General features: G+C 71.1%; 21 protein-coding genes and 1 tRNA gene. 11 read left to right on the top strand and 11 right to left on the bottom strand.

What is annotated here, in order from left to right:
• Positions 1 to 37 precede the first annotated feature (37 nt).
• The 7 genes from U5640_RS26700 to galU all read right to left on the bottom strand — a co-directional run bounded on the left by U5640_RS26700 (position 38) and on the right by galU (position 5,601).
• A tRNA-Ala gene (locus tag U5640_RS26700) sits at positions 38 to 111 on the bottom strand.
• Between the two features lie 115 nt (positions 112 to 226).
• Entirely contained in the window at positions 227 to 1,489 is a 1,263-nt protein-coding gene (glpR, locus tag U5640_RS26695) for a gephyrin-like molybdotransferase receptor GlpR (protein WP_340378267.1), read from the bottom strand.
• A 173-nt stretch (positions 1,490 to 1,662) separates the two neighbouring features.
• Positions 1,663 to 2,268, bottom strand: coding sequence for a GNAT family protein (locus U5640_RS26690; protein ID WP_340378266.1), 606 nt, complete (start codon positions 2,266 to 2,268; stop codon positions 1,663 to 1,665).
• A 17-nt stretch (positions 2,269 to 2,285) separates the two neighbouring features.
• Positions 2,286 to 2,828, bottom strand: coding sequence for a MogA/MoaB family molybdenum cofactor biosynthesis protein (locus tag U5640_RS26685; protein ID WP_340378265.1), 543 nt, complete (start codon positions 2,826 to 2,828; stop codon positions 2,286 to 2,288).
• Entirely contained in the window at positions 2,825 to 3,304 is a 480-nt protein-coding gene (moaC, locus tag U5640_RS26680) for a cyclic pyranopterin monophosphate synthase MoaC (protein ID WP_340378264.1), read from the bottom strand. The genes U5640_RS26685 and moaC overlap by 4 nt, the downstream gene beginning before the upstream one ends.
• 63 nt (positions 3,305 to 3,367) lie before the next feature.
• A complete protein-coding gene (glp, locus tag U5640_RS26675; RefSeq protein WP_340378263.1) occupies positions 3,368 to 4,693 on the bottom strand; it encodes a gephyrin-like molybdotransferase Glp in 1,326 nt (441 codons plus the stop codon).
• 5 nt (positions 4,694 to 4,698) lie between these two features.
• The gene (galU, locus tag U5640_RS26670; RefSeq protein ID WP_340378262.1) at positions 4,699 to 5,601 is read right to left on the bottom strand and encodes a UTP--glucose-1-phosphate uridylyltransferase GalU; all 903 of its coding nucleotides are present in this window, start codon (positions 5,599 to 5,601) and stop codon (positions 4,699 to 4,701) included.
• An 84-nt stretch (positions 5,602 to 5,685) separates the two neighbouring features.
• On the opposite strand from galU, the gene U5640_RS26665 reads away from it, so the two are divergent.
• Positions 5,686 to 6,309, top strand: a complete 624-nt coding sequence (locus tag U5640_RS26665; protein WP_340378261.1) for a 5-formyltetrahydrofolate cyclo-ligase — start codon at positions 5,686 to 5,688, stop codon at positions 6,307 to 6,309.
• Positions 6,310 to 6,385: 76 nt separating this feature from the next.
• On the opposite strand, the gene U5640_RS26660 is transcribed toward U5640_RS26665, so the two are convergent.
• Positions 6,386 to 9,202 (bottom strand): penicillin acylase family protein, encoded by a 2,817-nt coding sequence (locus U5640_RS26660; RefSeq protein ID WP_340378260.1) that lies wholly within the window; start codon positions 9,200 to 9,202, stop codon positions 6,386 to 6,388.
• A 198-nt stretch (positions 9,203 to 9,400) separates the two neighbouring features.
• Between U5640_RS26660 and U5640_RS26655 the strand changes: the two genes are divergently transcribed.
• The 6 genes from U5640_RS26655 to mscL all read left to right on the top strand — a co-directional run bounded on the left by U5640_RS26655 (position 9,401) and on the right by mscL (position 15,192).
• Positions 9,401 to 10,957 carry a potassium/proton antiporter gene (locus tag U5640_RS26655; protein ID WP_340378259.1) on the top strand — a complete coding sequence of 519 codons (1,557 nt, stop codon included), beginning with the start codon at positions 9,401 to 9,403 and terminating at the stop codon, positions 10,955 to 10,957.
• 279 nt (positions 10,958 to 11,236) lie between these two features.
• A complete protein-coding gene (locus U5640_RS26650; RefSeq protein WP_340378258.1) occupies positions 11,237 to 12,493 on the top strand; it encodes an MFS transporter in 1,257 nt (418 codons plus the stop codon).
• Between the two features lie 67 nt (positions 12,494 to 12,560).
• Positions 12,561 to 12,887, top strand: a complete 327-nt coding sequence (locus tag U5640_RS26645; protein WP_340378257.1) for an FmdB family zinc ribbon protein — start codon at positions 12,561 to 12,563, stop codon at positions 12,885 to 12,887.
• A gap of 99 nt (positions 12,888 to 12,986) precedes the next feature.
• Positions 12,987 to 13,820, top strand: coding sequence for an S-methyl-5'-thioadenosine phosphorylase (locus U5640_RS26640; protein ID WP_340378256.1), 834 nt, complete (start codon positions 12,987 to 12,989; stop codon positions 13,818 to 13,820).
• A 205-nt stretch (positions 13,821 to 14,025) separates the two neighbouring features.
• The gene (locus tag U5640_RS26635) at positions 14,026 to 14,577 is read left to right on the top strand and encodes an RcpC/CpaB family pilus assembly protein (protein WP_340385359.1); all 552 of its coding nucleotides are present in this window, start codon (positions 14,026 to 14,028) and stop codon (positions 14,575 to 14,577) included.
• A 138-nt stretch (positions 14,578 to 14,715) separates the two neighbouring features.
• Positions 14,716 to 15,192, top strand: a complete 477-nt coding sequence (mscL, locus tag U5640_RS26630) for a large conductance mechanosensitive channel protein MscL (RefSeq protein WP_340378255.1) — start codon at positions 14,716 to 14,718, stop codon at positions 15,190 to 15,192.
• A 52-nt stretch (positions 15,193 to 15,244) separates the two neighbouring features.
• Here mscL and U5640_RS26625 read toward each other — a convergent pair whose 3' ends face one another.
• The gene (locus U5640_RS26625) at positions 15,245 to 15,427 is read right to left on the bottom strand and encodes a hypothetical protein (RefSeq protein ID WP_067251232.1); all 183 of its coding nucleotides are present in this window, start codon (positions 15,425 to 15,427) and stop codon (positions 15,245 to 15,247) included.
• Positions 15,428 to 15,489: 62 nt separating this feature from the next.
• Here U5640_RS26625 and U5640_RS26620 point away from each other — a divergent pair, with 62 nt between their 5' ends.
• The 4 genes from U5640_RS26620 to U5640_RS26605 all read left to right on the top strand — a co-directional run bounded on the left by U5640_RS26620 (position 15,490) and on the right by U5640_RS26605 (position 20,085).
• On the top strand, positions 15,490 to 16,704 hold the full coding sequence (locus U5640_RS26620; protein WP_340378254.1) for a low temperature requirement protein A: 1,215 nt from the start codon (positions 15,490 to 15,492) through the stop codon (positions 16,702 to 16,704).
• 36 nt (positions 16,705 to 16,740) lie between these two features.
• The gene (locus U5640_RS26615; RefSeq protein ID WP_340378253.1) at positions 16,741 to 17,766 is read left to right on the top strand and encodes a P1 family peptidase; all 1,026 of its coding nucleotides are present in this window, start codon (positions 16,741 to 16,743) and stop codon (positions 17,764 to 17,766) included.
• Positions 17,767 to 17,909: 143 nt separating this feature from the next.
• A complete protein-coding gene (locus U5640_RS26610) occupies positions 17,910 to 19,136 on the top strand; it encodes an Ig-like domain-containing protein (protein ID WP_340378252.1) in 1,227 nt (408 codons plus the stop codon).
• Positions 19,137 to 19,338: 202 nt separating this feature from the next.
• The gene (locus tag U5640_RS26605) at positions 19,339 to 20,085 is read left to right on the top strand and encodes a DUF6227 family protein (protein ID WP_340378251.1); all 747 of its coding nucleotides are present in this window, start codon (positions 19,339 to 19,341) and stop codon (positions 20,083 to 20,085) included.
• Positions 20,086 to 20,178: 93 nt separating this feature from the next.
• Here the strand turns inward: U5640_RS26605 and U5640_RS26600 are convergent, their stop codons facing one another.
• Entirely contained in the window at positions 20,179 to 22,329 is a 2,151-nt protein-coding gene (locus U5640_RS26600) for a fructose-specific PTS transporter subunit EIIC (protein ID WP_340378250.1), read from the bottom strand.
• 118 nt (positions 22,330 to 22,447) lie between these two features.
• Positions 22,448 to 23,395, bottom strand: a complete 948-nt coding sequence (gene pfkB / locus U5640_RS26595; protein ID WP_340385357.1) for a 1-phosphofructokinase — start codon at positions 23,393 to 23,395, stop codon at positions 22,448 to 22,450.
• Between the last annotated feature and the right edge of the window lie 12 nt (positions 23,396 to 23,407).

Raw genomic sequence — 23,407 nt, 5'->3', positions numbered from 1 at the left:
AGGTCCGCCCCCGACGGGGGCGGACCTTCATGCTGCGTGGACCTGAGGGGATTTGAACCCCTGGCCCCCTCGATGCGAACGAGGTGCGCTACCGGACTGCGCCACAGGCCCTTGCAACGAGTGAAACTCTAGCACCCCGATCGGGCTGCTTGAAAATCCGTTCCCGGAGGCCGGGGGGCCGGGCGCGCGGAGGCTTCCCGGGACCGCCGCGGGGCACACGCGCGTGTCACTCGTTGGCCGCCCGGGGCCGCTCGCCGTCCTCGTACTGGTCGAAGAGCGGGGTGTGGCCGCGCTCGCGCGAGCGCCGGGCCGAGACCGCACGGCGGGCGTCGCTGCGCTCGTCGCCGTCCGCCGTCCCGCCGTCCGCGTGCCCCGGCTCCCGCGGCTCCGCGTCCGGTACGGCGCCGGCGTCCGCGGGGGCCTGCTCCGGCACGACCGCGCTGGAGCGGGCGGAGCTCCACGCGTCCGGGGCGCCGAGGTCGACGTCGGAGGTGGCCCGGGGTGCGACCGGCGCGGTCACGTACGTGGGCAGCGGGACGGGCACCGGGTCCCAGCTGTCGCCGTGGCCGGGCCTGCGCTGCCGTTCGCGCTGCTGGTCGACCCACTCCGCGTGGTCGGTCTGCTCGACGAGCGCCCTGCGGTCGGCGGCGAGGGCCAGCAGGCCGGGATCGGTCTCCGGCTCGGCGGCCTCGTGCGGCTCCTCTTCGCCTGCGTCCGCGGCCGGCTCGGCGGTCGCGGCGGGCGAGGCCGCAGCGGGGGCGCGGCGGCGGGGCTGGCGCTCGCGGAGCCGCTGCGCGGCGGCCTCGGCGCGTCTGCGGTCCATCTGGAAGGCGAAGCGGCGGCGCTCCTGGGCGCGCAGGTAGGCGATGTACCCGCTGAGCAGGACGGCGGGCACGCCCGGCGCCCAGAGGAACGCGAGCCCTCCTACGGCGGCGACGACCGTGCCGAGCGTGAACGCGAGGAAGAGCATGATCGTGGTGCGCCTGCGGCGCGCGAGCGCCTTCGAGCGCTGGGCGCGCGCTGCGGCCGCCTGCCCGCCGGGAGAGCGCCTCGCGGCGGGGACCTGCTCGCGTGCGGGTTTCGGCGCGGGATCACGCTTCGGCTCGCGCCCCGGGTCGCGTGCCGCGTCCGGGCGGGCGTGGCCGCGCTCCGGCGCTCGCTCCTGCGTCCGTTCCGGCGTCCGTTCCTGAACCGGCGCCTTCACCTGCGGACGTGCGGGAGGCATGGCGAAGGCCCGGACGTCCACCGAATCGGTGACGGCGTCCGGGGCGCCGGAGTCCCGCTCCCCCTCGTCGGTGGAGCGCGCCCGCAGGTCCTTGGCGTACCGGCGCTCCATACCCGCCCGTCCGGACAGCAGCCGGATGGCGGTGCTGAAGCGTTCCGTCGGACGGGCCTCGTTCAGCTCGTCCTGCCTACGGAGCCACATCGGCACCAAGTAGGCGGCCCAGGCCCCGACGATGACTGCGTAGATGAGGCCGCTGCTGCTCACGCCTCACACCGTAGAGGGATTCGCGTGGGGCCATCCGCCAATTGGGCCGGTGTGTCGCACGATCTGGCTGATATTTCGAGCTTTTTTTGCGACCAGTGCGATCAACCGATCACTTTCGAACGTTTATTCGGAGAGTGCGGGGCCTTTCCCGCACGGGTTCCGGAGTGCCGTATTTAATTGGAGGCGTTCTGTGAGCGTGCGCGCCGCCAGCGGCCCAGCATGCCCTCCGGAACTTCCTCCGCCGTCAGCGCGAACACGAGGTGGTCGCGCCAGGCGCCGTCGATGTGGAGATAGCGCGGCCGCAGCCCTTCCTCACGGAATCCGAGTTTCTCCACGACCCGTCGGCTGGGCCCGTTCTCCGGGCGAATACAGACCTCGATGCGGTGCAGCCCCACGGTCCGGAAACAGTGGTCGACGACGAGCGCCACGGCCGTGGGCATCACCCCGCGGCCGGCCACCGCCTCGTCCACCCAGTAGCCGATGTGCCCCGAGCACATCGACCCCCAGGTGATCCCGGCGACGGTCAGCTGCCCGACGAGCTGCCCCTGGTACTCGATGACGAACGGCAGCATCCGTCCCGCGTTCGCCTCGGAGCGCAGGTGGCGCACCATCTGGCGGTAGGTCGGCCGGTGCGCGATCGGCCCGCTGGGCGCCGGAGGCGGGATGGTCGCCTCCCAGGGGCGCAGCCAGTCCCGGTTGCGCCGGTTCACCTCGCGCCAGGCCCGCTGGTCGCGCAGCTTTATCGGCCGCAGGACGATGTCGCCCTCCGTCAGCTCCACGGGCCAGGATGCGCCGTTCAGCTCGCACCCCCCGCGGTGGGGGCCGGTCTGGGGTGGTCTCCGCCCCGGATCTGGTCCACGGCGTGCTTCAGCAGCGGCGCGAGGACCGTGAGGCCGTCCTTCACACCGCCGGTGGAGCCGGGCAGGTTGACGATCAGGGTCCCGCGCGCGACGCCGGCCAGGCCCCGGGAGAGCGCCGCGGTCGGCACCTTGTCACGGCCGTACGCGCGGATGGCCTCCGCGATGCCCGGCACCTCGTAGTCGATCACCCTGCGGGTCGCCTCCGGGGTGCGGTCCGTGGGCGACACGCCCGTGCCGCCGGTGGTGACGATCACGTCGAAGCCGGCCTCGGCGCCCGCCCGCAGCGCCTCCTCCACCGGGTCGCCGTCGGGCACGACCTGCGGCCCGTCCACGGCGAAACCGAGGCCACCGAGACCCTCGGCGACCAGCGGGCCGCCCCGGTCCTCGTACACCCCGGCCGAGGCCCGGTTGGAGGCGGTGACCACCAGCGCGCTGTAGGGCGCGAGGAGGGCACCTCCTGTCGACGCGTCCAAGGTCATGTCCGACTCCAGTCGCCCGACTTGCCGCCCGTCTTCTCCTCCACGCGCACGTCCGTGATGACCGCTCCCTTGTCGACCGCCTTCACCATGTCGATCACGGTGAGCGCGGCGACGGAGACCGCGGTGAGCGCCTCCATCTCGACGCCCGTACGGTCCGTCGTCTTCACGGTGGCGCTGATCTCCACGGCGTCGTCCGCGACCGACAAGTCCAGTTTCACACCGGACACCGACAACGGGTGGCACAGCGGGATCAGGTCCGGGGTGCGCTTGGCGCCCATGATCCCGGCGATCCGCGCGGTCGCGAGGGCGTCGCCCTTGGGGACGCCCTCGCCGCGCAGCAGCTCGACCACGCGGGGCGAGACGAGGACGCGCCCACTGGCGCGCGCGGTGCGTGCCGTGACGTCCTTGCCGGATACGTCGACCATGCGCGCGGCGCCCGCGTCGTCGATGTGCGTCAGTCGGTCCTGCGTACTCATGGTGGTGCGGCGCTCCCGGTCCGGGCCTGTTGTGCGCGACACGGTACCCCCAACGGGGGGTGCTCAGCCGAGCAGGACCACCTCGACCTCGGCGCCCGGTTCGACGGACTCCACGTCCTCGGGGACGACGATCAGGGCGTCGGCGTGCGCGAGGGCGGCCACCAGGTGCGAGCCGGCGCCTCCGACGGGGCGGACGGTGCCGTCGGCACAGGTGGCACGCAGGAACTGTCGGCGCCCCTTGGGCGAGCGGATCGCCTTGTCGGCGGCCAACCTCGCGCGCGTGGTGGGCCGGTGGACGTCCTCGAGTCCCATGAGCGTGCGGATCGCGGGGCGGACGAACAGTTCGAACGAGACGTACGAGGAGACCGGGTTGCCGGGCAGGGCCAGCAGGGGGATGTGGTCGGGGCCGATGGAACCGAAGCCCTGGGGCTTGCCGGGCTGCATGGCGAGTGTGCGGAACTCGATGCCGCTGCCGGCCTCGTCCTCGTCGCCGACGTGCGAAAGGGCCTCCTTGACGACGTCGTACGCCCCGACGCTCACGCCGCCCGTGGTGACCAGGAGGTCGGCGCGGACCAGCTGGTCCTCGATGGTGGAGCGGAGGGTCTCGGCGTCGTCGGCGACGGCGCCGACCCGGTAGGCGATGGCGCCGGCGTCACGGGCTGCGGCGGTCAGGGCGAAGCTGTTGGAGTCGTAGATCTGGCCGGCGCCCAGTTCCTCGCCCGGCTGCACGAGCTCGCTGCCGGTGGACAGGACGACCACGCGCGGACGTGGCCGCACCCGGACGGTGCCGCGGCCGATCGCGGCGAGCAAGGCGATCTGGGGCGGTCCGAGGACGGTGCCGGCATCGAGGGCGCGGTCCCCGGCCTGGACGTCGCTGCCTTTGGCGCGCACGTGCGCGCGTGCTTCCGCGGGGCGGTACACGCGCACGTGCCCGGAGGTCTGCTCGGGGGCGAGACTGCGGGCGCGCATGCCGGTGACCGGGCCCTCACCGAGGCCTCCGTCGGTCCACTCCACGGGGACGACGGTCTCGGCGCCGTGGGGCAGCGGGGCACCGGTCATGATGCGGGCGGCCTGGCCGGGCCCCACGTACAGCAGATCGGCCGCCTGTCCCGCCGCGACGTCCCCCACGACCTCCAGGGCCGCCGGGAACTCCTCGCTCGCGCCCGCGACATCCGCCACCCGTACCGCGTACCCGTCCATGGAGCTGTTGTCGAACGGCGGCAGGGAGAGCGCGACCGTGACGTCCTCGACCAGGACGCAGCCCTGGGCGTCGGGGAGTTGCAGCTCGATGGGCTCCAGGGGGCGGACGGTGGCGAGGATGTCCTCCAGGTGCTCGTCCACCGACCAGAGGTGGTCCTGGCCGGTGGGGCGGGGCGCGGCGGTGCTCAAAGTGGCTACATCTCCTCGGTGACGTAACTGCGAAGCCAGGAACGGAAGTCCGGACCCAGATCTTCACGTTCGCACGCGAGTCTGACAATGGCACGCAGGTAGTCGCCGCGGTCGCCGGTGTCATAGCGGCGGCCCTTGAAGACGACGCCGTGCACCGGCCCGCCGACCTTCTCGTCCTGGGCGAGCAGTTGGAGGGCGTCGGTCAGCTGGATCTCGCCGCCGCGGCCCGGCTCGGTCTCGCGCAGCACCTCGAAGACGGCCGGGTCGAGGACGTAGCGGCCGATGATCGCGTAGTTGGAGGGGGCGTCCGCCGGCTCGGGCTTCTCGACCAGGCCGGAGACTTTGACGACGTCGCTGTCGGCGGTGCACTCCACGGCGGCGCAGCCGTAGAGGTGGATCTGCTCGGGCGCGACCTCCATGAGGGCGACGACGCTGCCGCCGTACAGTTCCTGAACCTCGATCATGCGCTGCAGCAGCGGGTCCCGGGGGTCGATCAGGTCGTCCCCGAGGAGGACGGCGAACGGCTCGTTCCCGACGTGCGGGGCGGCGCACAGGACGGCGTGCCCGAGGCCTCTGGGGTCACCCTGGCGGACGTAGTGCATGGTGGCGAGGTCGCTGGACTCCTGGACCTTGGCGAGCCGCCGGGCGTCGCCCTTCTTCTCCAGCGCCGACTCGAGTTCGTAGTTGCGGTCGAAGTGGTCCTCGAGGGGGCGCTTGTTGCGGCCGGTGACCATGAGGACGTCGTCGAGTCCGGCGGACACGGCCTCCTCGACCACGTACTGGATCGCGGGCTTGTCGACGACCGGCAGCATCTCCTTGGGAGTGGCCTTCGTCGCCGGGAGGAACCGGGTGCCGAGGCCTGCTGCGGGGATGACAGCCTTACTGATCCTGGGGTGAGACTGAGTCATGTTCGCAACCTTATCCGGTGACTTTGAGAGGAATCTGTAGCTCCGGTTAATAAGTGTTCATTTGAGCGTATTGGAGCAGTGCGGATGCGATCCATGGGCCGTGGGAACGGCACAGCGGACTCTGACAAGACTGTGTTGCGGCGAGGGTTCCTCGACATGAGGAGCAGGTTGACGGCGGACGACGTGCACACGGCGGCCGCGGCGCTGTCCGGGCATGCCCTGGAGCTGCCCGAGTTGGCGCACGCGCGCGTGGTGGCGGCGTACGTCTCCGTGGGCACCGAGCCAGGCACGCCAGCTCTCCTGGACGCGCTGCGCGCCCGGGGCGTGCGCGTGCTGCTGCCCGCGCTGCTGCCGGACAACGACCTCGACTGGGGCGCGTACGACGGTCCGGGCTCCCTCACGCCGGTCCGGCACGGCGGCAGAATGGAGCTTCTGGAGCCGGTCGGCGAGCGGCTCGGCGCGGACGCCGTGACGGGTGCGGACGTGGTGCTGCTGCCGGGGCTCGCGGTCGACACGCGCGGGATGCGCCTCGGGCGCGGCGGAGGATCGTACGACCGCGTCCTGGCCCGCCTGGAACGCGCCGGGGTGCGCCCCTCGCTCGTGGTGCTGCTGTACGACAACGAGGTGGTCGAGCACGTCCCCGCGGAGCCGCACGATCTGCCGGTGCGGGCGGTGGTGACGCCGTCCGGAGTACGGCGCTTCTCCTAGCGCGCCTCCGACGCAGAAGGGGCCCTTCACGCGCGTGTGCGTGAAGGGCCCCTTCTGCATGCCCGCTCTCAGTCGGTCATGGCTTGAGCACGAGGGTGTCGCTGGTGGTCTTGCTGACCGCCTCCCGCGAGAAGGACCAGTCGAGCAGTTCGCCCTTGGCCCACTTGCCGGTCTGGTCGGTGTAGTGGGCGCTGAAGGCGTGCCCGGAGGCGCCGGTGAGGTTGATCCACTTCGACTTGTCGAAGTCCTCCAGGTTGACCACCATGCGCATCGACGGCACCCACACGACGCCGTAGCCGCCGGCCGCGTTCCAGCCGGTCGCGTCGACCGCCGCCTCGCCACCGCCGAGCTTCCAGGGGCCGCGGTTGAGGATGTACTGCAGGAAGCCGGGGCCGCTGGTGCCGAGGGTCTGGTTCTTCAGGAACAGGCGGTGCAGCCGGCCCCAGCTCCAGGTGTCGATGTCCTTGCCGAGCTTGGCGGTGAGCTCCCAGCGGGCGTCGATCATGGCGCGCTTGAACAGGTCGTCGCGGTTGTGGTCGGCGCCTTCGCGGCCGGTGGCCGACTTGGGCGTGGTCCACCAGTCGCTGTCCGGCTTGTCCATGAGGTTGCGCACGACCTGGAACCAGCGGTCGCCGCCGTCGGGCTGCGCTTGGGTGGCGTCGCGCTGGCCGCACTCGCGGACCTTCGAGGTGTCGTCGACGGCGTTGGTGGCGTTCGCCGGGTCGACCCACAGGCACTGGCCCTCGACGCGCAGCTCCTTGGGCAGCTTGTTGCCGAAGGCGAGCTTGAGGATGTTGCGCCAGACCGCGTTGAAGTAGGCGGCCGCCGCCGAGTCGGCGTCCTGCGTGCGCTCCCAGTTCTGGAGCAGCTCCTGCGCCTCGCGGACGTCCGGGTCATCGATGTTGATCTTCAGCAGGGTGGGGACGAGCAGTTTCGCGATCTCGCTGCTGTTGTCCATCTGCATCTGACGCATGTCATCGGTGGAGATCTTGCCGCCGCCCTTGATCTTCTGCTCGATCAGGTCGGTGATGCGCTGGCTGCGGGTGCCGTAACCCCAGTCCGTGGTGAGCGTGTACGGGTACGTGTCGTCGACCACGGCCTGGTTGGCGGTGACGATGAAGCCGCGCTTCGGGTTGAGCTCGTTGGGCAGCGCCTTGAAGGGGATGTAGCCGGTCCACGCGTTCTTCGAGTCCCAGCCGGCCACCGGGATGGCGCCGTCGTCGCCCTTCGCGCGCGTGGGGATCTTCCCGGGGAGCTGGTAGCCGATGTTGTCCTCGGTGTCGGCGTAGATCAGGTTCTGCGAGGGCACCTCGAACAGCTTGGCCGCGTCACGGAAGTCGTCCCAGCCCTTGGCCCGGTCCAGCGCGAAGACGGCGTCCATGGTGGTGCCGGGCTCCAGGGCGGTCCACTTCAGGGCGACGCCGTAGCCGTCGCCGCGGTCGGGCGCCTCGTTGTCGACGGTGGCCTTCTGGCCGACCTTGACGAGTTCCTTGCTGCGGTCGGACAGCAGGGGCATGCCGTCCTGGGTCTCGCGGACGACGATCTTCTTCGGGCTGCCGCCGGCGACCTTGATGGTCTCGGTGCGCGTCTCGAAGGGCTTGGTCTTGCTGTCATAGAGGTAGCCGTCGCCGGACAGCTTCTCCAGGTAGAGGTCGGTGACGTCGACGCCGGAGTTGGTCATGCCCCAGGCGATGTTCTGGTTGTGGCCGATGATCACACCGGGCATGCCGGCAAAGGTGTAGCCGGACACGTCGTACTGGCACTTGCTGGAGACGGTGCGGCAGTGCAGGCCCATCTGGTACCAGACCGACGGCAGCGAGGCCGACAGGTGCGGGTCGTTCGCGAGCAGGGGCTTGCCGGTGATGGTGTGGTCGCCGGAGACGACCCAGGAGTTGGAGCCGATGCCGTTGCCGTTCACACCGACGGCCGTGGGCAGGTCGTCCAGGACCTCGTAGAGGCCCTCCAGCTGGCCCTGCAGGCCCGTGCCGTCCGCGGAGGCCCCCGAGGAGGTCCCGGAGCCGCCCGTCGAGCCACCGGTCCCCGTGGAACCGCTGGACGAGGTGTCGCCCGAGCCACCGCTCGTGCCGGCGCCGTCACTGTCCCCGAACGCCTCAGTGAGCTCGTTGTACTCGCCCTGCTGGACGATCGTGTTGGACTTGCCGTCGACCTTGTACGGGTACTCCGGGTACAGGTCGGCGATCTGCTGCGGGCCGAGGCGGCTCGTCATCAGGGCGCGGTCGATCTCGTCCTGCATGTTGCCGCGCAGGTCCCAGGCCATCGCCTTCAGCCACGAGATCGAGTCGACGGGGGTCCACTCGGCCGGCTTGTAGTCGTTGGTGAATCCGAGCGCCGCGTACTCCAGGGAGATGTCCGCGCCGTCCTTGCCCTTGAGGTAGGCGTTGACTCCCTTGGAGTACGCCTGGAGGTACTTCTTGGTGGAGTCCGACAGCTTGGTGTCGTACTCCTTCTTGGCGATCCGGTCCCAGCCCAGGGTGCGCAGGAACTCGTCGTTGTCGACCTGGCTCTTGCCGAACATCTCCGACAGGCGGCCGGACGTCATGTGGCGGCGCACGTCCATCTCGTAGAACCGGTCCTGCGCCTGGACGTAGCCCTGCGCCATGAACAGGTCCTCGTCGGAGGACGCGTAGATCTGCGGGATGCCGTAGCTGTCCCGCTGCACGTCCACCGACCCGGAGAGGCCGTCGAGTGTGATCGAACCCTTGGTCTGCGGGAAGGAGGCGCGCACCGTACTGATGGACCAGTAGGCGCCGAATGCGATGCCGCCGATGACGGCCAGCACCAGTACGAGCACGATAAGACGGGCTTTTCGCCCCTTCTTCCTGCCGGACTTGCCGGGCTTGTCACCCGTTGTGGCGGTGGTGTTGGGGGGCATCGCTGTCCTTGCTGTCCTAACGCGAGCGGCAGGCGGTCCTGGAGTGCTGGAGCAACCATAGGCGCAGGGGTCTGCGCCACTTGACGCGGAGTCGGGTACCAGCACGGAAGGATGTTCGATCTTGCCTCTTCGAGCGTCAAGAAATCGTCAAGAGTTAGGTAAGGTAATGAAGTAGTTGGGCTCGGGGCGGACCGCTTCGTGTCCCATGTACGTGTGCGCCCGCGCGCGAGTCGTGCGCGCCTGGGAAGGGAACCGCCGCTGACTGTCCACCACCTCAACCAGCTCCTGCTCGTCTGCTCGCTCGTCCTGCTCGTCGCCGTCGCGGCGGTACGCATCTCCTCGCGCAGCGGGCTCCCCAGCCTGCTCGTGTACCTCGGCATCGGCGTCCTCATGGGCCAGGACGGCATCGGCGACATCCGCTTCGACAATGCCGAGCTCACCCAGGTCATCGGCTACGCGGCCCTGGTCGTGATCCTGGCCGAGGGCGGTCTGGGCACGAAGTGGAAGGAGATCCAGCCGGCCCTTCCGGCTGCCTCGGCGTTGGCGCTCGGCGGCGTCGCGGTGAGCGTGGGGGTCACCGCGGCAGGCGCGCACTATCTGACCGGGCTGGAATGGCGGCAGGCCCTCATCATCGGCGCGGTGGTGTCCTCCACGGACGCGGCAGCGGTGTTCTCCGTCCTGCGGCGTATCCCGCTCCCCGCGCGCGTGACGGGCACGCTGGAGGCCGAGTCCGGCTTCAACGACGCCCCCGTGGTCATCCTGGTGGTGGCCTTCTCCCGGACCGGCCCCGTCGAGCACTGGTACGTGCTGGTGGGCGAGATAGCCCTGGAGCTGGCCATCGGCGCGGCCGTCGGGCTCGCCGTGGGCTGGCTCGGCTCCTGGGGCCTCAGGCATGTCGCGCTGCCCGCCTCCGGCCTCTATCCGATCGCGGTCATGGCGATCGCGGTCACGGCGTACGCGGCCGGCGCCCTGGCGCACGGCAGTGGCTTCCTCGGCGTCTACCTCGCGTCCATGGTCATGGGGAACGCGAAGCTGCCGCACTGGCCGGCCACGCGCGGGTTCGCCGACGGGCTCGGCTGGATCGCGCAGATCGGCATGTTCGTCCTGCTCGGCCTGCTGGTCTCCCCGCACGAACTGGGCGACGACGTATGGCCCGCACTCGTCATCGGCCTGGTGCTCACGATGGTCGCGCGCCCGCTGAGCGTGGTGCTGTGCCTGACCCCGTTCCGGGTGCCCTGGCAGGAGCAGACCCTGATGTCCTGGGCGGGGCTGCGTGGCGCCGTCCCCATCATCCTGGCGACGATCCCCATGGTCAGCGGCATCGAGGCCAGTCGTCGCATCTTCAACATCGTGTTCGTCCTGGTCGTCGTCTACACCCTGGTCCAGGGGCCGACGCTGCCCTGGCTGGCCCGCAAACTGCGCCTGGGCGAGGACTCCGAGGCCGCCGACCTCGGAGTCGAGTCGGCGCCGCTGGAACGGCTGCGCGGGCATCTGCTCTCGGTCGCGATCCCCGAGGGGTCCAAGATGCACGGCGTCGAGGTCAACGAGCTGCGGCTGCCCGCCGGAGCAGCCGTCACTCTCGTCGTCCGCGAGGGGAAATCGTTCGTTCCTATGCCGACAACCGTGCTGCGGCACGGTGACGAACTCCTCGTCGTCGCCACCGACCCCGTCCGCGATGCCGCCGAGAAGCGCCTGCGCGCCGTGGGCCACGGGGGCAAGCTGGCCGGATGGCTGGGCACGGGCGGAAACCGCTGAGAGCACGTCCCGCGCCGCGTCCGGTCACGTCCGCGACCCGTTAAGGGCAGGTTTCGAAGTGCTCACTCTCACAGGCCATGAGCACGCCACGCCCGGTACGATGATCGAGCACCTTGATCGAACCAACTCTGCCTGACGCAGAGCTGGCGCGACCGTATGGCGGCCGGGACGCCTCCCCGACGGGTCCGGTATCTACCGCAGTAGCGCAAGAGGACAGCTCTCGGCGCCCCTCGCCCGCACAGTGGGGTCGCGCTACCAGGCGGCAGAAAGGCACGGGCCGTGGCATCCACGGTCTCCATCGGATACGGCCGGCTGCTGCGCACGCGCGGCGCGTGGACGTTCCTGCTTCCCGGTTTCGCGGCGCGCCAGCCGTTCGCGATGCTCACCATTTCCATCGTGCTGCTCGTGCAGCACACCACCGGCTCCTACGGCGTGGCAGGCGCCGCCGCCGCGGCCACCGGCGTCTCCATGGCGCTGTTCGCTCCCTACGGCGGACGGCTCGCCGACCGCTACGGACAGCGCGCGGTGCTGGTTCCCGGCGTCCTCGTGCACGGATTCTCGGCCCTGACGCTGACGGCGCTCGCCCTGGCCGACGCGCCCCTGTGGGCACTGTTCGCCGCGGCCGTGCCCACGGGTGCCTCTGTGCCGCAGATCGGACCCATGGTGCGGGCCCGCTGGGGCGTGAAGCTGAACGGGTCGCCGCTGATGACCACCGCGGCGGCCTTCGAGTCCGTCACGGACGAGCTGACCTTCGTCGTCGGCCCGCTGCTGGCGACGGCCCTGTGCACTGCCGTGAACCCGGCGGCCGGACTGATCGCCGAGGCCTCGCTGACCCTGATCGGCGGTCTGCTGTTCGCTGCGCAGAAGAGCACCCAGCCGCAGACCGCCGTCGCCGGGCACGCGCGCGTGGAACACGCCTCAGCGCTGCGCGTCCCCGGTGTGCGCGTGCTGGTCGTGGCCTTCCTGGGCATCGGTTCGGTCTTCGGCGGCATGCAGGTCTCGCTGGCCGCGTTCAGCGAGTCGATCGGCGAGCCCGGCCTCAACGGTGTCCTGTACGGGACGTTCGCGGCCGGCAACATGCTGTCCGGCCTGGTGTGCGGCGCCGTCGCCTGGAAGACCGCCCCCCAGTACCGTCTGCTCGTCGGATACGCCGCACTGGCGCTGACGGCCTCCGGTCTGTGGGCCGCGCACTCGGCGCTCCTGCTGGCAGGCCTGGGCCTGCTCGTCGGCATGTGCATCGCGCCCGCGCTGATCACCGGCTACACGCTGGTCGAGAGCCTGGTGCCGGCCCAGGCGCGCACCGAGGCGTTCACCTGGCTGACGGGCGCGGTCGCGCTGGGCCAGGCGGCCGCCGTCACGGTCGCCGGCCAGCTGGAGGACCGCTTGTGGTCGGGTGCCGGATTCCTGGTGCCGCTGGGCGGCACGCTGCTCGCCCTGACCACGCTGCTGGCACGGCGATCGCGGCTGGTGGCGCACCCTCGGGGCCGTACCGTGGCACGTGGCGTCGGTCACCGCGTGCCGCTGACAGTGGACTGATCCTCAGGAATACGTCACTATGGAGCCTCGTTAGCACTCATTGAGTGAGAGTGCCAGGAGGAAGACAGTGCCGACCTACCAGTACCAGTGCACCGAGTGTGGCGAGGGCCTCGAGGCGGTGCAGAAGTTCACCGACGACGCGCTGACCGAGTGCCCCCAGTGCGGTGGCCGCCTCAAGAAGGTGTTCTCCGCGGTCGGCATCGTCTTCAAGGGCTCCGGCTTCTACCGCAACGACAGCCGTGGCTCCTCGTCGAGCAGCTCGCCGGCCTCGTCGAAGCCGTCGACGTCCTCGGCGTCCTCCACGGACTCCTCGTCCTCCTCCTCTTCGTCTTCGGCGTCCTCCTCGGACTCGAAGTCGAGCTCCGGCACCTCGGCGGGCACCTCCGCCGCGTAGACCTCCTCCCGAGGACCCGGCCGTCGTACGACGGCCGGGTCCTCGGTGTTTTCAAGGTCGGGAGCTGACCGTGTTCGATTTCCGGCTACTGTGCTGGTCATGGCGAACGCAGAGATCGGCGTCATCGGTGGCTCGGGCTTCTACTCGTTCCTCGACGACGTGACAGAGATCCAGGTGGACACCCCCTACGGGGCGCCCAGTGACTCCCTCTTCCTCGGCGAGATCGCCGGCCGACGGGTCGCCTTCCTGCCCCGGCACGGGCGGGGGCATCACCTGCCGCCCCACCGGATCAACTACCGGGCCAACCTGTGGGCGCTGCGTTCGGTGGGGGCGCGGCAGGTTCTGGGCCCGTGCGCCGTGGGCGGGCTGCGCCCCGAGTACGGGCCGGGCACGCTGCTGGTGCCCGATCAGCTGGTCGACCGTACGAAATCCCGGGTGGGCACCTACTTCGACGGGCTGCCGCTGCCCGACGGGACGGTGCCCAACGTGGTGCACGTATCCCTGGCCGATCCCTACTGCCCCGCCGGGCGCGCGGCCGCGCTCAAGGCGGCGCGCGGGCGGGAGTGGGAGCCGGTGGACGGCGGGGCTCTGGTCGTGATCGAGGGGCCCCGGTTCTCGACGCGCGCCGAGTCGTTGTGGCACCGGGCACAGGGCTGGTCGGTGGTAGGCATGACAGGCCACCCGGAGGCGGCGCTCGCCCGTGAACTGGAGCTTTGTTACACGTCATTGAACCTGGTCACCGACCTGGACGCGGGCGCCGAGTCCGGTGAGGGCGTGTCGCACGAGGAGGTACTGACCGTGTTCGCGGCGAACGTGGACCGGCTCCGGGGCGTGCTGTTCGACGCGGTGGCCGCCCTGCCGTCGAACGAGGCGCGGGACTGCGCCTGCGGGAAGGCGTTGGGCGGAATGGATCCGGGCTTCGAGCTGCCGTAGCGGAACGCATCGTTCGGGTGGCGGAGTTTTCCACAATCAGTGGATGATCCACCGGCTTCGGCGGGCGGCTGCGTGAGCGGGCATCGTGGCCTGGCTGACCGTTCCCTCGCCGCAGGTGGTGATCCCGTTGTCGCAGTTCTCCTCCTCTCCTTCCGCCTCCTCTCCTTCCGCCTCCTCCCCCTTCTCCTCTTCTCCCGCCCACCCGGTGCCTCCGCCGTGCGAGGTGCCGCAGTTCGCGCCGGTGCGGGTCAAAGGCGGGTGGTATCTGCTGCGTCGGCTCGTGCGGAACCGGCAGCGTGCCGTGGCGCTGGGGCTGGCCGTCACCGCCGCCGCCCTCGTGGCGGCGGGACCCGGGGGCGGCGAGCCGGCTCCGGCGCGCGGGCATCCGGACGGTGACGCATCCACTCGTGCGCGCTCCACAGCAGGCGAGCCCGTCCGCAGGCGCCCCGCGAGCGCGGAGGTGAAGGTGACGGCGCCGGTACGGATCGCGGACGCGGCGACCGTCCGGCTGCTGCGGCCCGGTGACCGGGTCGACGTCATCGCCGTACCCTCGAACGGCCCCACGGCGGCGGACACAGAGGCGCGGGTGGTCGCCCGCGGGGCGCGCGTGACGAAGGTGCCCGAGCCCCTGGACCCCTCCGCGGTCAGCGGTGACGGTGACGGAGGAGCGCTGGTGGCGCTGTCGGTGTCCCGCTCGACCGCAACGCGCCTGGCGGGCGCGAGCGCATCGTCCCTGCTGGCGGTGACCTTGTGGTGAAGAAGAAGTCAAGTCCTTCGTTGGGGCTACCGGACGGGGCACGCGTGGATCAGGGTGACGTAGGTTGCGGAGCTGTTCGTTCCACGACTTGTGTCACCCCGTGTGCCACGAAGCGTCCACACAAGGAGAGTTCCCGCGGTGAGCAAGAACCAGAATCCGAGCATCTGGCACGGCTTCAAGGCCTTCCTGATGCGAGGGAACGTCGTCGATCTGGCCGTCGCGGTGGTGATCGGCGCGGCCTTCACGAACATCGTGAACTCGGTGGTGAAGGGCATCATCAACCCGCTGGTCGGCGCGATCGGGACGAAGAGCCTGGACAGCTACAGCTCGTGCCTGGAAGCCCCGTGCAAGGTCGCGGCGGACGGGACGGTGAAGAGCGGTGTGCCGATCCTGTGGGGCACCGTCCTCGGTGCGGCACTGAACTTCGTGATCACCGCGGCGGTGGTCTACTTCCTGATGGTGCTGCCGATGGCGAAGTACCTGGCTCGGGTGGAGGCCCGCAGGAAGGCGCGCGAGGGCACGCAGGAGGTCATCGAGGTGACCGAGCTGGAGGTGCTGAAGGAGATCCGCGACGTGATGGTGGCGCAGCGGGGTCCGGGGTCCGTCGGGCGGTAGTCGCCGCTTACCGGAGGCTGTGCGGCGCCGTTCGGACGGTGCGTGGGACGGTTCAGAGGTGGTGGGGCGGCTTCTCGTCCAGGAAGCGCCTGAGGTCGGCCGCGCTGTCGCCGGACGAGGTGGGACGCTCGCCCCAGCCGCCGTCGGTGTCGTCCGAGGACTGCTGGTCCAGCGGGTCGTCGAAGGACAGCGCGGCCTTCGGGTCGCGCGGCTCGGGGGCGGTCGGGGTGCTCATGCCTCCAGGGTACGTCTCCCCCGGTCAGGACTTTCCGACGCGCATCTGCTGTGCTGTCGCTCATGACGTCCAGTACTGCTCGCGATCACGCGAGACCGCTGCGCAGACTCACCGCGCGGGGGCGCGGGGAGGCGCACCGGGTCGCCTCCCCGCTCGAACTCTTCTTCGACCTGTGTTTCGTGGTTGCCGTTGCCCAGGCGGGCGTGCAGCTGGTGCACGCGGTGGCCGAGTCCCATGCGGGGGAGGGCATCCTCAACTACGCGATGGTGTTCTTCGCCATCTGGTGGGCGTGGATGAACTTCACGTGGTTCGCGTCGGCGTACGACAACGACGACGTCCTGTACCGGGTGGTCACGCTGGTACAGATCGCCGGGGTGCTGGTGCTGGCGGCGGGCGTGTCGCGGGCGTTCGAGGACCACGACTTCGTGGTCGTCTGGTTGGGCTACGTGATCATGAGGTTCGCGCTGAGCTGGCAGTGGCTGCGCGTCGCGTGGTCGGCCGAGGGCCCGGAGCGGACGATGGCGCTGCGGTACGCCGGGGGCGTGCTGCTGTGCCAGGTGGGCTGGGTGGGGCTGTTGGTCCTGCCGGAGGGCGCCAGGGCCTGGCTGTTCCTGGTGATGGCGGTGCTGGAGATGTGCGTGCCGGTGTACGCGGAGAAGGACCATCCGACGACCTGGCATCCGCATCACATCGCGGAGCGGTTCGGGCTGTTCACGATCATCGTGCTGGGCGAGACGATCGCGGCGGCCACGGTCGCCGTGAAGTCGGCCGTCGACGAGAGCGACGCGCTGGGCGAGCTGCTGCCGATCGCGGTGGGTGGTCTGCTGATCGTCTTCGCCGCGTGGTGGATCTACTTCGTGGTACCCATCCACGGGCATCTGCGCTCCAACCAGCAGTCGTTCGTGTGGGGTTACGGTCACTACTTCGTGTTCGCCTCTGCCGCGGCGATCGGTGCGGGCCTGGAGGTGGCGGTGGAGCAGGCGGTCGGCAAGGCGCATCTGTCGACGCTCGCCGCGTCGGCGGCGGTGACACTGCCCACGGCGCTGTATCTGCTGACGGTCTGGGCGCTGCACGCCCGTCACTTCAAGGTGGGTCTGGCCCAGCAGTTGGTGCTGCCCGGCGCCGCGCTGCTGGTGATCTGCTGCACCTTCCTCGGCGACTGGGCGGTGCTCGCGGCCGGCCTGGTGGCGGCGCTGACGGTGGCCACGGGGACGACGCTGACGGCGCGCGCGGCCGTGCGGGAGAGCGCGGCGGACGGAGCGGGCCGAGCGGGATAGCCGTACCGGGGCCGGGGCTGGGCGAGACTGGCGGTCATGACAGTTGACGCTCTGACGGATGTCGCGGGCGTGCGGGTGGGGCATGCCACCCGCGTCGGCGACGGTTGGCTCACGGGCACCACGGTCGTGCTCGCGCCGAAGGGCGGCGCAGTGGCCGCCGTGGACGTGCGCGGGGGTGGTCCCGGCACCAAGGAGACCGATGCCCTCGATCCGCGCAATGTGGTGCAGCGGGTGGACGCGATCGTACTGACCGGCGGGAGCGCGTACGGGCTGGACGCGGCGTCCGGGGTGATGGCCTGGCTGGAGGAGCAGGGACGCGGGGTGCCCGTGGGGGCGGACCCCGCGCACGTGGTGCCGGTGGTGCCCGCGGCCTGCGTCTTCGATCTGGGGCGGGGCGGTGACTTCCGGGCCCGGCCGGACGCGCAGCTCGGGAGGGCCGCGGTCGAGGCGGCCGCCGCGAGCACGCCGGGGGCACCGGTGCCGGAGGGGTGCGTGGGGGCCGGGACCGGTGCGGCGGTCGGGGCGATGAAGGGTGGGGTCGGCAGTGCGAGTGTCGTCCTCGGCGCGGGGATCACGGTGGCGGCGCTGGTGGTGGCCAACGCGGTGGGGTCGGTGACGGATCCCGGGACGGGAGTGCTGTACGGGGAGTTGTTCCAGGGGCGGGTGGAGTATCCCGAGGCACATGTGCACGAGGCGGCGCGTCGGCGGCTCGCCGAGAGCGCCGCGCGCAACGCCCCTCCCCCGCTGAACACGACGCTCGCGGTGGTCGCCACCGACGCGGAGTTGACGAAGGCACAGGCGCAGAAGCTGGCGGGTACGGCGCACGACGGGATCGCGCGGGCGGTGCGTCCGGTGCATCTGCTGCACGACGGCGACACGGTGTTCACCCTGGCCACGGGGGGCCGGCCGCTCACCCCCGCGCATCCCCTGGCCCTGAACGACGTCCTCGCGGCGGGCGCCGACGTGGTGACGCGGGCGATCGTACGGGCCGTGCGGGCCGCCGAGTCGGTGGAGGGGGCGGGCGGGGCCTGGCCGTCGTACACGGAGTTGTACGGGGGCTGAGGGGCCGGCGGCAGGGTCATTGTCTTGGTTCTGTCACGTCATCGCGTTCATTGGACCAAGGCGGGAACCCCGGTGGGTGCGGGGGCCCTCCTTTCTCACGTACTGGAGCGGATCACGCACATCACATGAAGCTGGAGCAGCCCGTGACAACGCCGGACATAGCAGCGCGGCGCGTACTGGGAACCTGTGCCGTCCTGGTGGTCGGCGCCCTGACCCTGACCGCCTGCGGGGGGAGCGCCGACGCCAAGAGCGGTGACGACGGCAAGGGCGGTAGGGGGACCTCGCCCAAGACGTCCACCGCGAAGATCGTCATCTCGGCCAAGGACGGCTCGACGGGGGCGTCCATCAACACCACCGGGGTGAGGGTCAGTGACGGGCGGCTGACCGAGGTGAAGATGACGGTGGCCGGCACGGCGCAGGTCGTCGCGGGCTCGCTGTCGGCCGACGGCAGCAGCTGGAAGCCGATGGAGCAGTTGGAGCGCGGGACGAAGTACGAGATATCGGCGACCGCGAAGGACGGGAGCGGCAAGGTCGCCGCCGCCAACTCGATCTTCACCACGGTCACCTCGTCGAACAGTTTCATCGGGACGTACACGCCGGACGACGGGACGACGGTCGGGGTGGGGATGCCGGTGTCGTTCACGTTCGACAAGGTGATCAGCGACAAGAAGGCCGTGCAGTCGCACATCACGGTGACGTCCAGCAGTGGGCAGCAGGTGGTGGGGCACTGGTTCGGGGCGCAGCGGCTCGACTTCCGGCCCGAGGAGTACTGGAAGGCCGGCTCCAAGGTCACGATGAAGATCGACCTGGACGGCGTCGAGGGCGCGAACGGCGTCTACGGGGTGCAGAAGAAGACGGTCAGTTTCGAGATCGGGCGTTCGCAGGTGTCCACGGTGGACGTGAACACGGAGATGATGACCGTCGTGCGGGACGGGCAGGTCCTGCGGAAGGTGCCGATCTCCTCGGGCAGCCCGCAGCACACCACGTACAACGGCCAGATGGTGATCTCGGAGAAGTTCACGCAGACGCGGATGAACAGCCAGACGGTCGGCCTGGGCGGGGAGTACGACATCCCGGACGTGCCGCATGCGATGCGGCTGACGACGTCGGGGACGTTCATCCACGGCAACTACTGGTACGACAAGGGGAACCCGCCGTTCGGCCGGGTGGGTACGAGCCACGGGTGCGTGGGGCTCGCGGACGTGCAGGGCGCGCAGGGCGACACGACGGCGAAGTGGTTCTACGACAACTCGCTGATCGGGGACGTCGTGATCGTGAAGAACTCGCCGGACAAGACGGTGGCGCCGGACAACGGGCTCAACGGCTGGAACATGTCGTGGGCCGAGTGGACCGCGGGGAGCGCGGCCTGAGCGGGGCGGTGCGGATGCCGGTGTTCCTGGGCAACAGGCCTCCCACCGGCGGTTTCTGAGGGGCCGTGGGGCCGCGCGGGAACTTTTCGCGCGGTCCTCGCGTTTTCTCCGACGTAGGTTTCTCGGTTCCCGGACATGATGTCGGACCGAGGGGCTACGGTATGCACCCACAAGGTGACATGCAGCAACGCCGGGAGAAACCTTGAGCGTTCCGTACGAGACCGCAGCGTACGAACCAGCCGAGTCGCCCGAGTCTCCGGAGGAGCATCTCGCGCGACTGCTAGGTCGTGCCCTGAACTCGTTCGAGCTGCCGGACGACGTCCTTCGGCGGCTCGACTGTGCGCTGGCGCACGACAGCTCGCTGCACTCCGCGCATCACAGCGCGGGCCTGCATCGTGAGACCTACCGGCACACCTGGCTGCTGGCCGACGGGTGTGCGCTGACGCTGTGGGAGCTGGTGCACAACGCCACTCCGGGCAGCGAACCGCAGCACGAGGTGTACGTCGACGAGGAGGAGTTGCGTACGGCTACCGCGCGGCTGCCGTTGCCGCCGGACGAGCCGGATTTCGAGCTGCCGGTGCTGGCGCCGCTGGAGCCGGTGTCCGCGCCCCGGCACGTGTATGTCCCGGACGACTCGGCGGACCACGCGCGGCGGCTGCTGCGCCGCGCGGAGAACCCCGACCGGCCGGGTCCGGACACGACCGAGCTGTTGAGGTCGGCGTTCGCGCACCAGATCACGCAGGCGTTCGGGCGGCCCTGCCGGGCGGGCCGGGCGGGTCTGGGGTTCTCGCTGTACGAGCACGCGTTCCTGTTGCGTGACGGCCGGGAGATCTCCCTGTGGGAGGTCGAGCACACGGCGACGCCGGACGGGCGGCACATGTGCGAGGTGTACGAGTCGGAGGCCGAGGCCCGGGAGGCGATGGAGCGCCGGGCGGCGCAGGTCTCCTGACTCCCGGGCTCCGGGCTGACGTACAGCGGCCGGTCGCGGCCCCCTCGTGGGGCTGCGACCGGCCGCTGGTGCAGGTGGCGCGGGGCCTGTGGGTCAGGCCGCGACCGGCTGCTTGGTCTCCGACGCGGGGGCGGACGCGCCGCCGGGGGTCGTCGTGGTGGGGGTGCTGCCGGGGGCCGGCTTGCGCAGGCCCTTGAGGACGACGACCAGGGCGGTGGTGACGCAGACGCCGGCCGCGATGGCGATCAGGTAGAGGAACGGGTTGCCGATCAGCGGGACGACGAAGATGCCGCCGTGCGGGGCGCGCAGGGTGGCGCCGAAGGCCATCGACAGGGCACCGGTGACAGCTCCGCCGACCATCGAGGAGGGGATCACGCGCAGCGGGTCGGCCGCGGCGAACGGGATCGCGCCCTCGGAGATGAAGGAGGCGCCGAGGACCCAGGCGGCCTTGCCGTTCTCGCGTTCGGTCTCGGTGAAGAGCCTGCCGCGCACGGTGGTGGCGAGCGCCATCGCGAGGGGCGGGACCATGCCGGCCGCCATGACCGCGGCCATGATCTTCATGGCGGAGTCGCTGGGGCTGGCGACGGCGATGCCGGCGGTGGCGAAGGTGTACGCGACCTTGTTGACGGGGCCGCCGAGGTCGAAGCACATCATCAGGCCGAGGAGGGCGCCGAGGAGGACGGCGTTGGTGCCGGTGAGGCCGTTCAGTCCGTCGGTGAGGGCCTTCTGGGCGGAGGCGATGGGCTTGCCGATGACGACGAACATCAGGAATCCGACGACGGCCGACGAGATCAGCGGGATCACCACGACCGGCATGATGCCGCGCACGGCCGGTGGGATCTTCACCTTCTGGATCGACAGCACCACACCACCGGCGATCAGACCGGCGGCGAGGCCGCCGAGGAAGCCCGCGTTGATGGTGACGGAGATCGCGCCGCCGACGAAGCCGGGCACGAGTCCCGGCCGGTCCGCCATGCCGTAGGCGATGTAGCCGGCGAGGACGGGGACCAGGAAGCCGAAGGAGACGACGCCGATCTGGAAGAGCAGCGCGGCCCAGCTGTCGCTCTGGGTCCACACGAAGTGGTCCATGACCGACGGCGCCTTGTTGATCTTGTATCCGCCGATCGCGAAGCCGAGGGCGATGAGCAGACCGCCGGCCGCGACGAACGGGACCATGTAGGAGACGCCGGACATCAGCCACTTGCGGAGCTTGGTGCCGTAGCCCTCGGAGGAGTCGCCCGCGCGTTCCACGGGGGTGCCGGGCGCGGTCGCGGCGGTGACCTCGCCGCGCTCCGCCTTGCCGCGCACCTCGGTGATGAGTTCGGCGGGGCGGTTGATGCCCGCCTTCACGCCGACGTCGACGGTGGGCTTCCCGGCGAAGCGGTCCTTCTCGCGGACGGGGACGTCGTGGGCGAAGATCACGCCGTCGGCGGCGGCGATGACGGCCGGGTCGAGCCGGGTGAAGCCGGCCGAGCCCTGGGTCTCGACGGTGACCTCGACGCCCGCCTCGCGGCCGGCGTTCTCCAGGGACTCGGCGGCCATGTAGGTGTGGGCGATGCCGGTGGGGCAGGAGGTGACGGCGACGATCCGGAAGGGGCGGGCCGCGGGCTCGGGGGTGGTGGCCGTGTCGGTGTCGGCGGAGGCCGCCGCCGACACCGACACGGAGTTCTCGGGGGCGCCGGCGGAGGCACCCGCTGCGGCACCAGCTGACGTACCAGCGGTGGCACCCTCGGCCGTAGGGCCACCCTCACCCGCGGAGGCGCCCTCGCTCGCGGTGGCGCCCTCGGCCGTCACGGCCGGGGCTTCCTCGCCGCGGATCAGGGCCGCCGCGGCGGCCGGGTCGCCGACGGCCCGCAGTGCGTCGGTGAACTCGGTGTTCATCAGCTGCCGGGCGAGGGACGACAGGATCGTGAGGTGGGCGTCGTCGGCGCCGGCGGGGGCGGCGATCAGGAAGATCAGGTCGGCGGGGCCGTCGGCCGCGCCGAAGTCGATGCCTGCGGCGCTGCGGCCGAAGGCGAGGGTCGGCTCGGTGACGTGCTCGCTGCGGCAGTGCGGGATGCCGATGCCGCCGTCGAGGCCGGTGGGCATCTGGGCCTCGCGGGCGGCCACGTCGGCGAGGAAGCCGTCCAGGTCGGTCACCCGGCCCTGGGCCACCATGCGTGCGGCGAGGGACCGCGCGGCGGCTTCCTTGGTGTCGGCGGACAGGTCGAGGTCGACCAGGTCCGCGGTGATCATGTCGCTCATCGCGGGCTCCTTCGCACGCGTATCGCCCGGGACGTGAGGTGGGCGCGGGTGAGGGTGGGGACGGGGGTGGGGGTGAGGTGGGGAGAGGGGAGGCGGGCGGCGCGTAACAGGAGGGTCGTCATGACGCCGGCTCCCTCAGTTCGCGGTCCACCGGCACGTCCGCGGTGACCGTCACCGCCGCCGGGTCCAGGTCGCCCGGGGTCGGCATGACACTGCCGGGCAGCTGTACGGCCGCCGCGCCGTGGGCGACGGCGGAGGCGAGCGCCGCCGGTCCGCGGCCGCCGGCGATGAGGAACCCGGCGAGGGAGGAGTCGCCGGCGCCGACGTTGCTGCGGACGGCGTCGACGCGGGCGCTAGCGAACCAGGTGCCCGCGTCCTCGACGAGGAGCTGTCCGTCGGCGCCGAGGCTGGCGAGGACGGTACGGGCGCCCATCTCGCGCAGTTCCTCGGCCGCCTTCACCGCGTCGCCGACCGTGGCCAGGGGGCGGCCGACGGCCTCGGCGAGTTCCTCGGCGTTCGGCTTGACCACGTCGGGCCGCTCGCGCAGCGCTTCGAGGAGGGCGCGTCCGGAGGTGTCCAGGGCGATCCGTGCGCCCCCGGCGTGCGCTCGGGCGACGACCTCGGCGTACCAGGAGGGGGCGAGGCCCCGGGGCAGGCTGCCGCAGCAGGCGATCCAGTCGGCGTCGCGCGACTGCGTGCGGACGGTCTCCAGGAGCAGTTCCTGCTCGTCGGGGGAGAGCTCGGGTCCCGGCGCGTTGATCTTCGTCAGGACGCCGTCGGACTCGGCGAGCGCGATGTTGGAGCGGGTGGCCCCGGCGACCGGGACGGGGGCGACCTCGATGCCCTGCGCGTGGAGGAGCTCGGCGACGAGTGCGCCGGGCGCACCACCGAGGGGCAGGACGGCGACCGTGCGCCGGCCGGCGGCGGCGACCGCGCGGGAGACGTTGACGCCCTTGCCGCCCGGGTCCATCCGCTCGCCGGTGGCGCGGATGACCTCGCCGCGGTCGAGGGCGGGGACCTCGTAGGTGCGGTCCAGGGACGGGTTGGGGGTGACCGTGAGGATCACTCCGCAGGGGGT

The sequence above is a fragment of the Streptomyces sp. SS7 genome (genome assembly GCF_037993025.1).
GTDB lineage: Bacteria > Actinomycetota > Actinomycetes > Streptomycetales > Streptomycetaceae > Streptomyces.
Note: the sequence above shows the minus strand (reverse complement) of the source record. Positions and strands in the feature narration are given on the sequence as shown.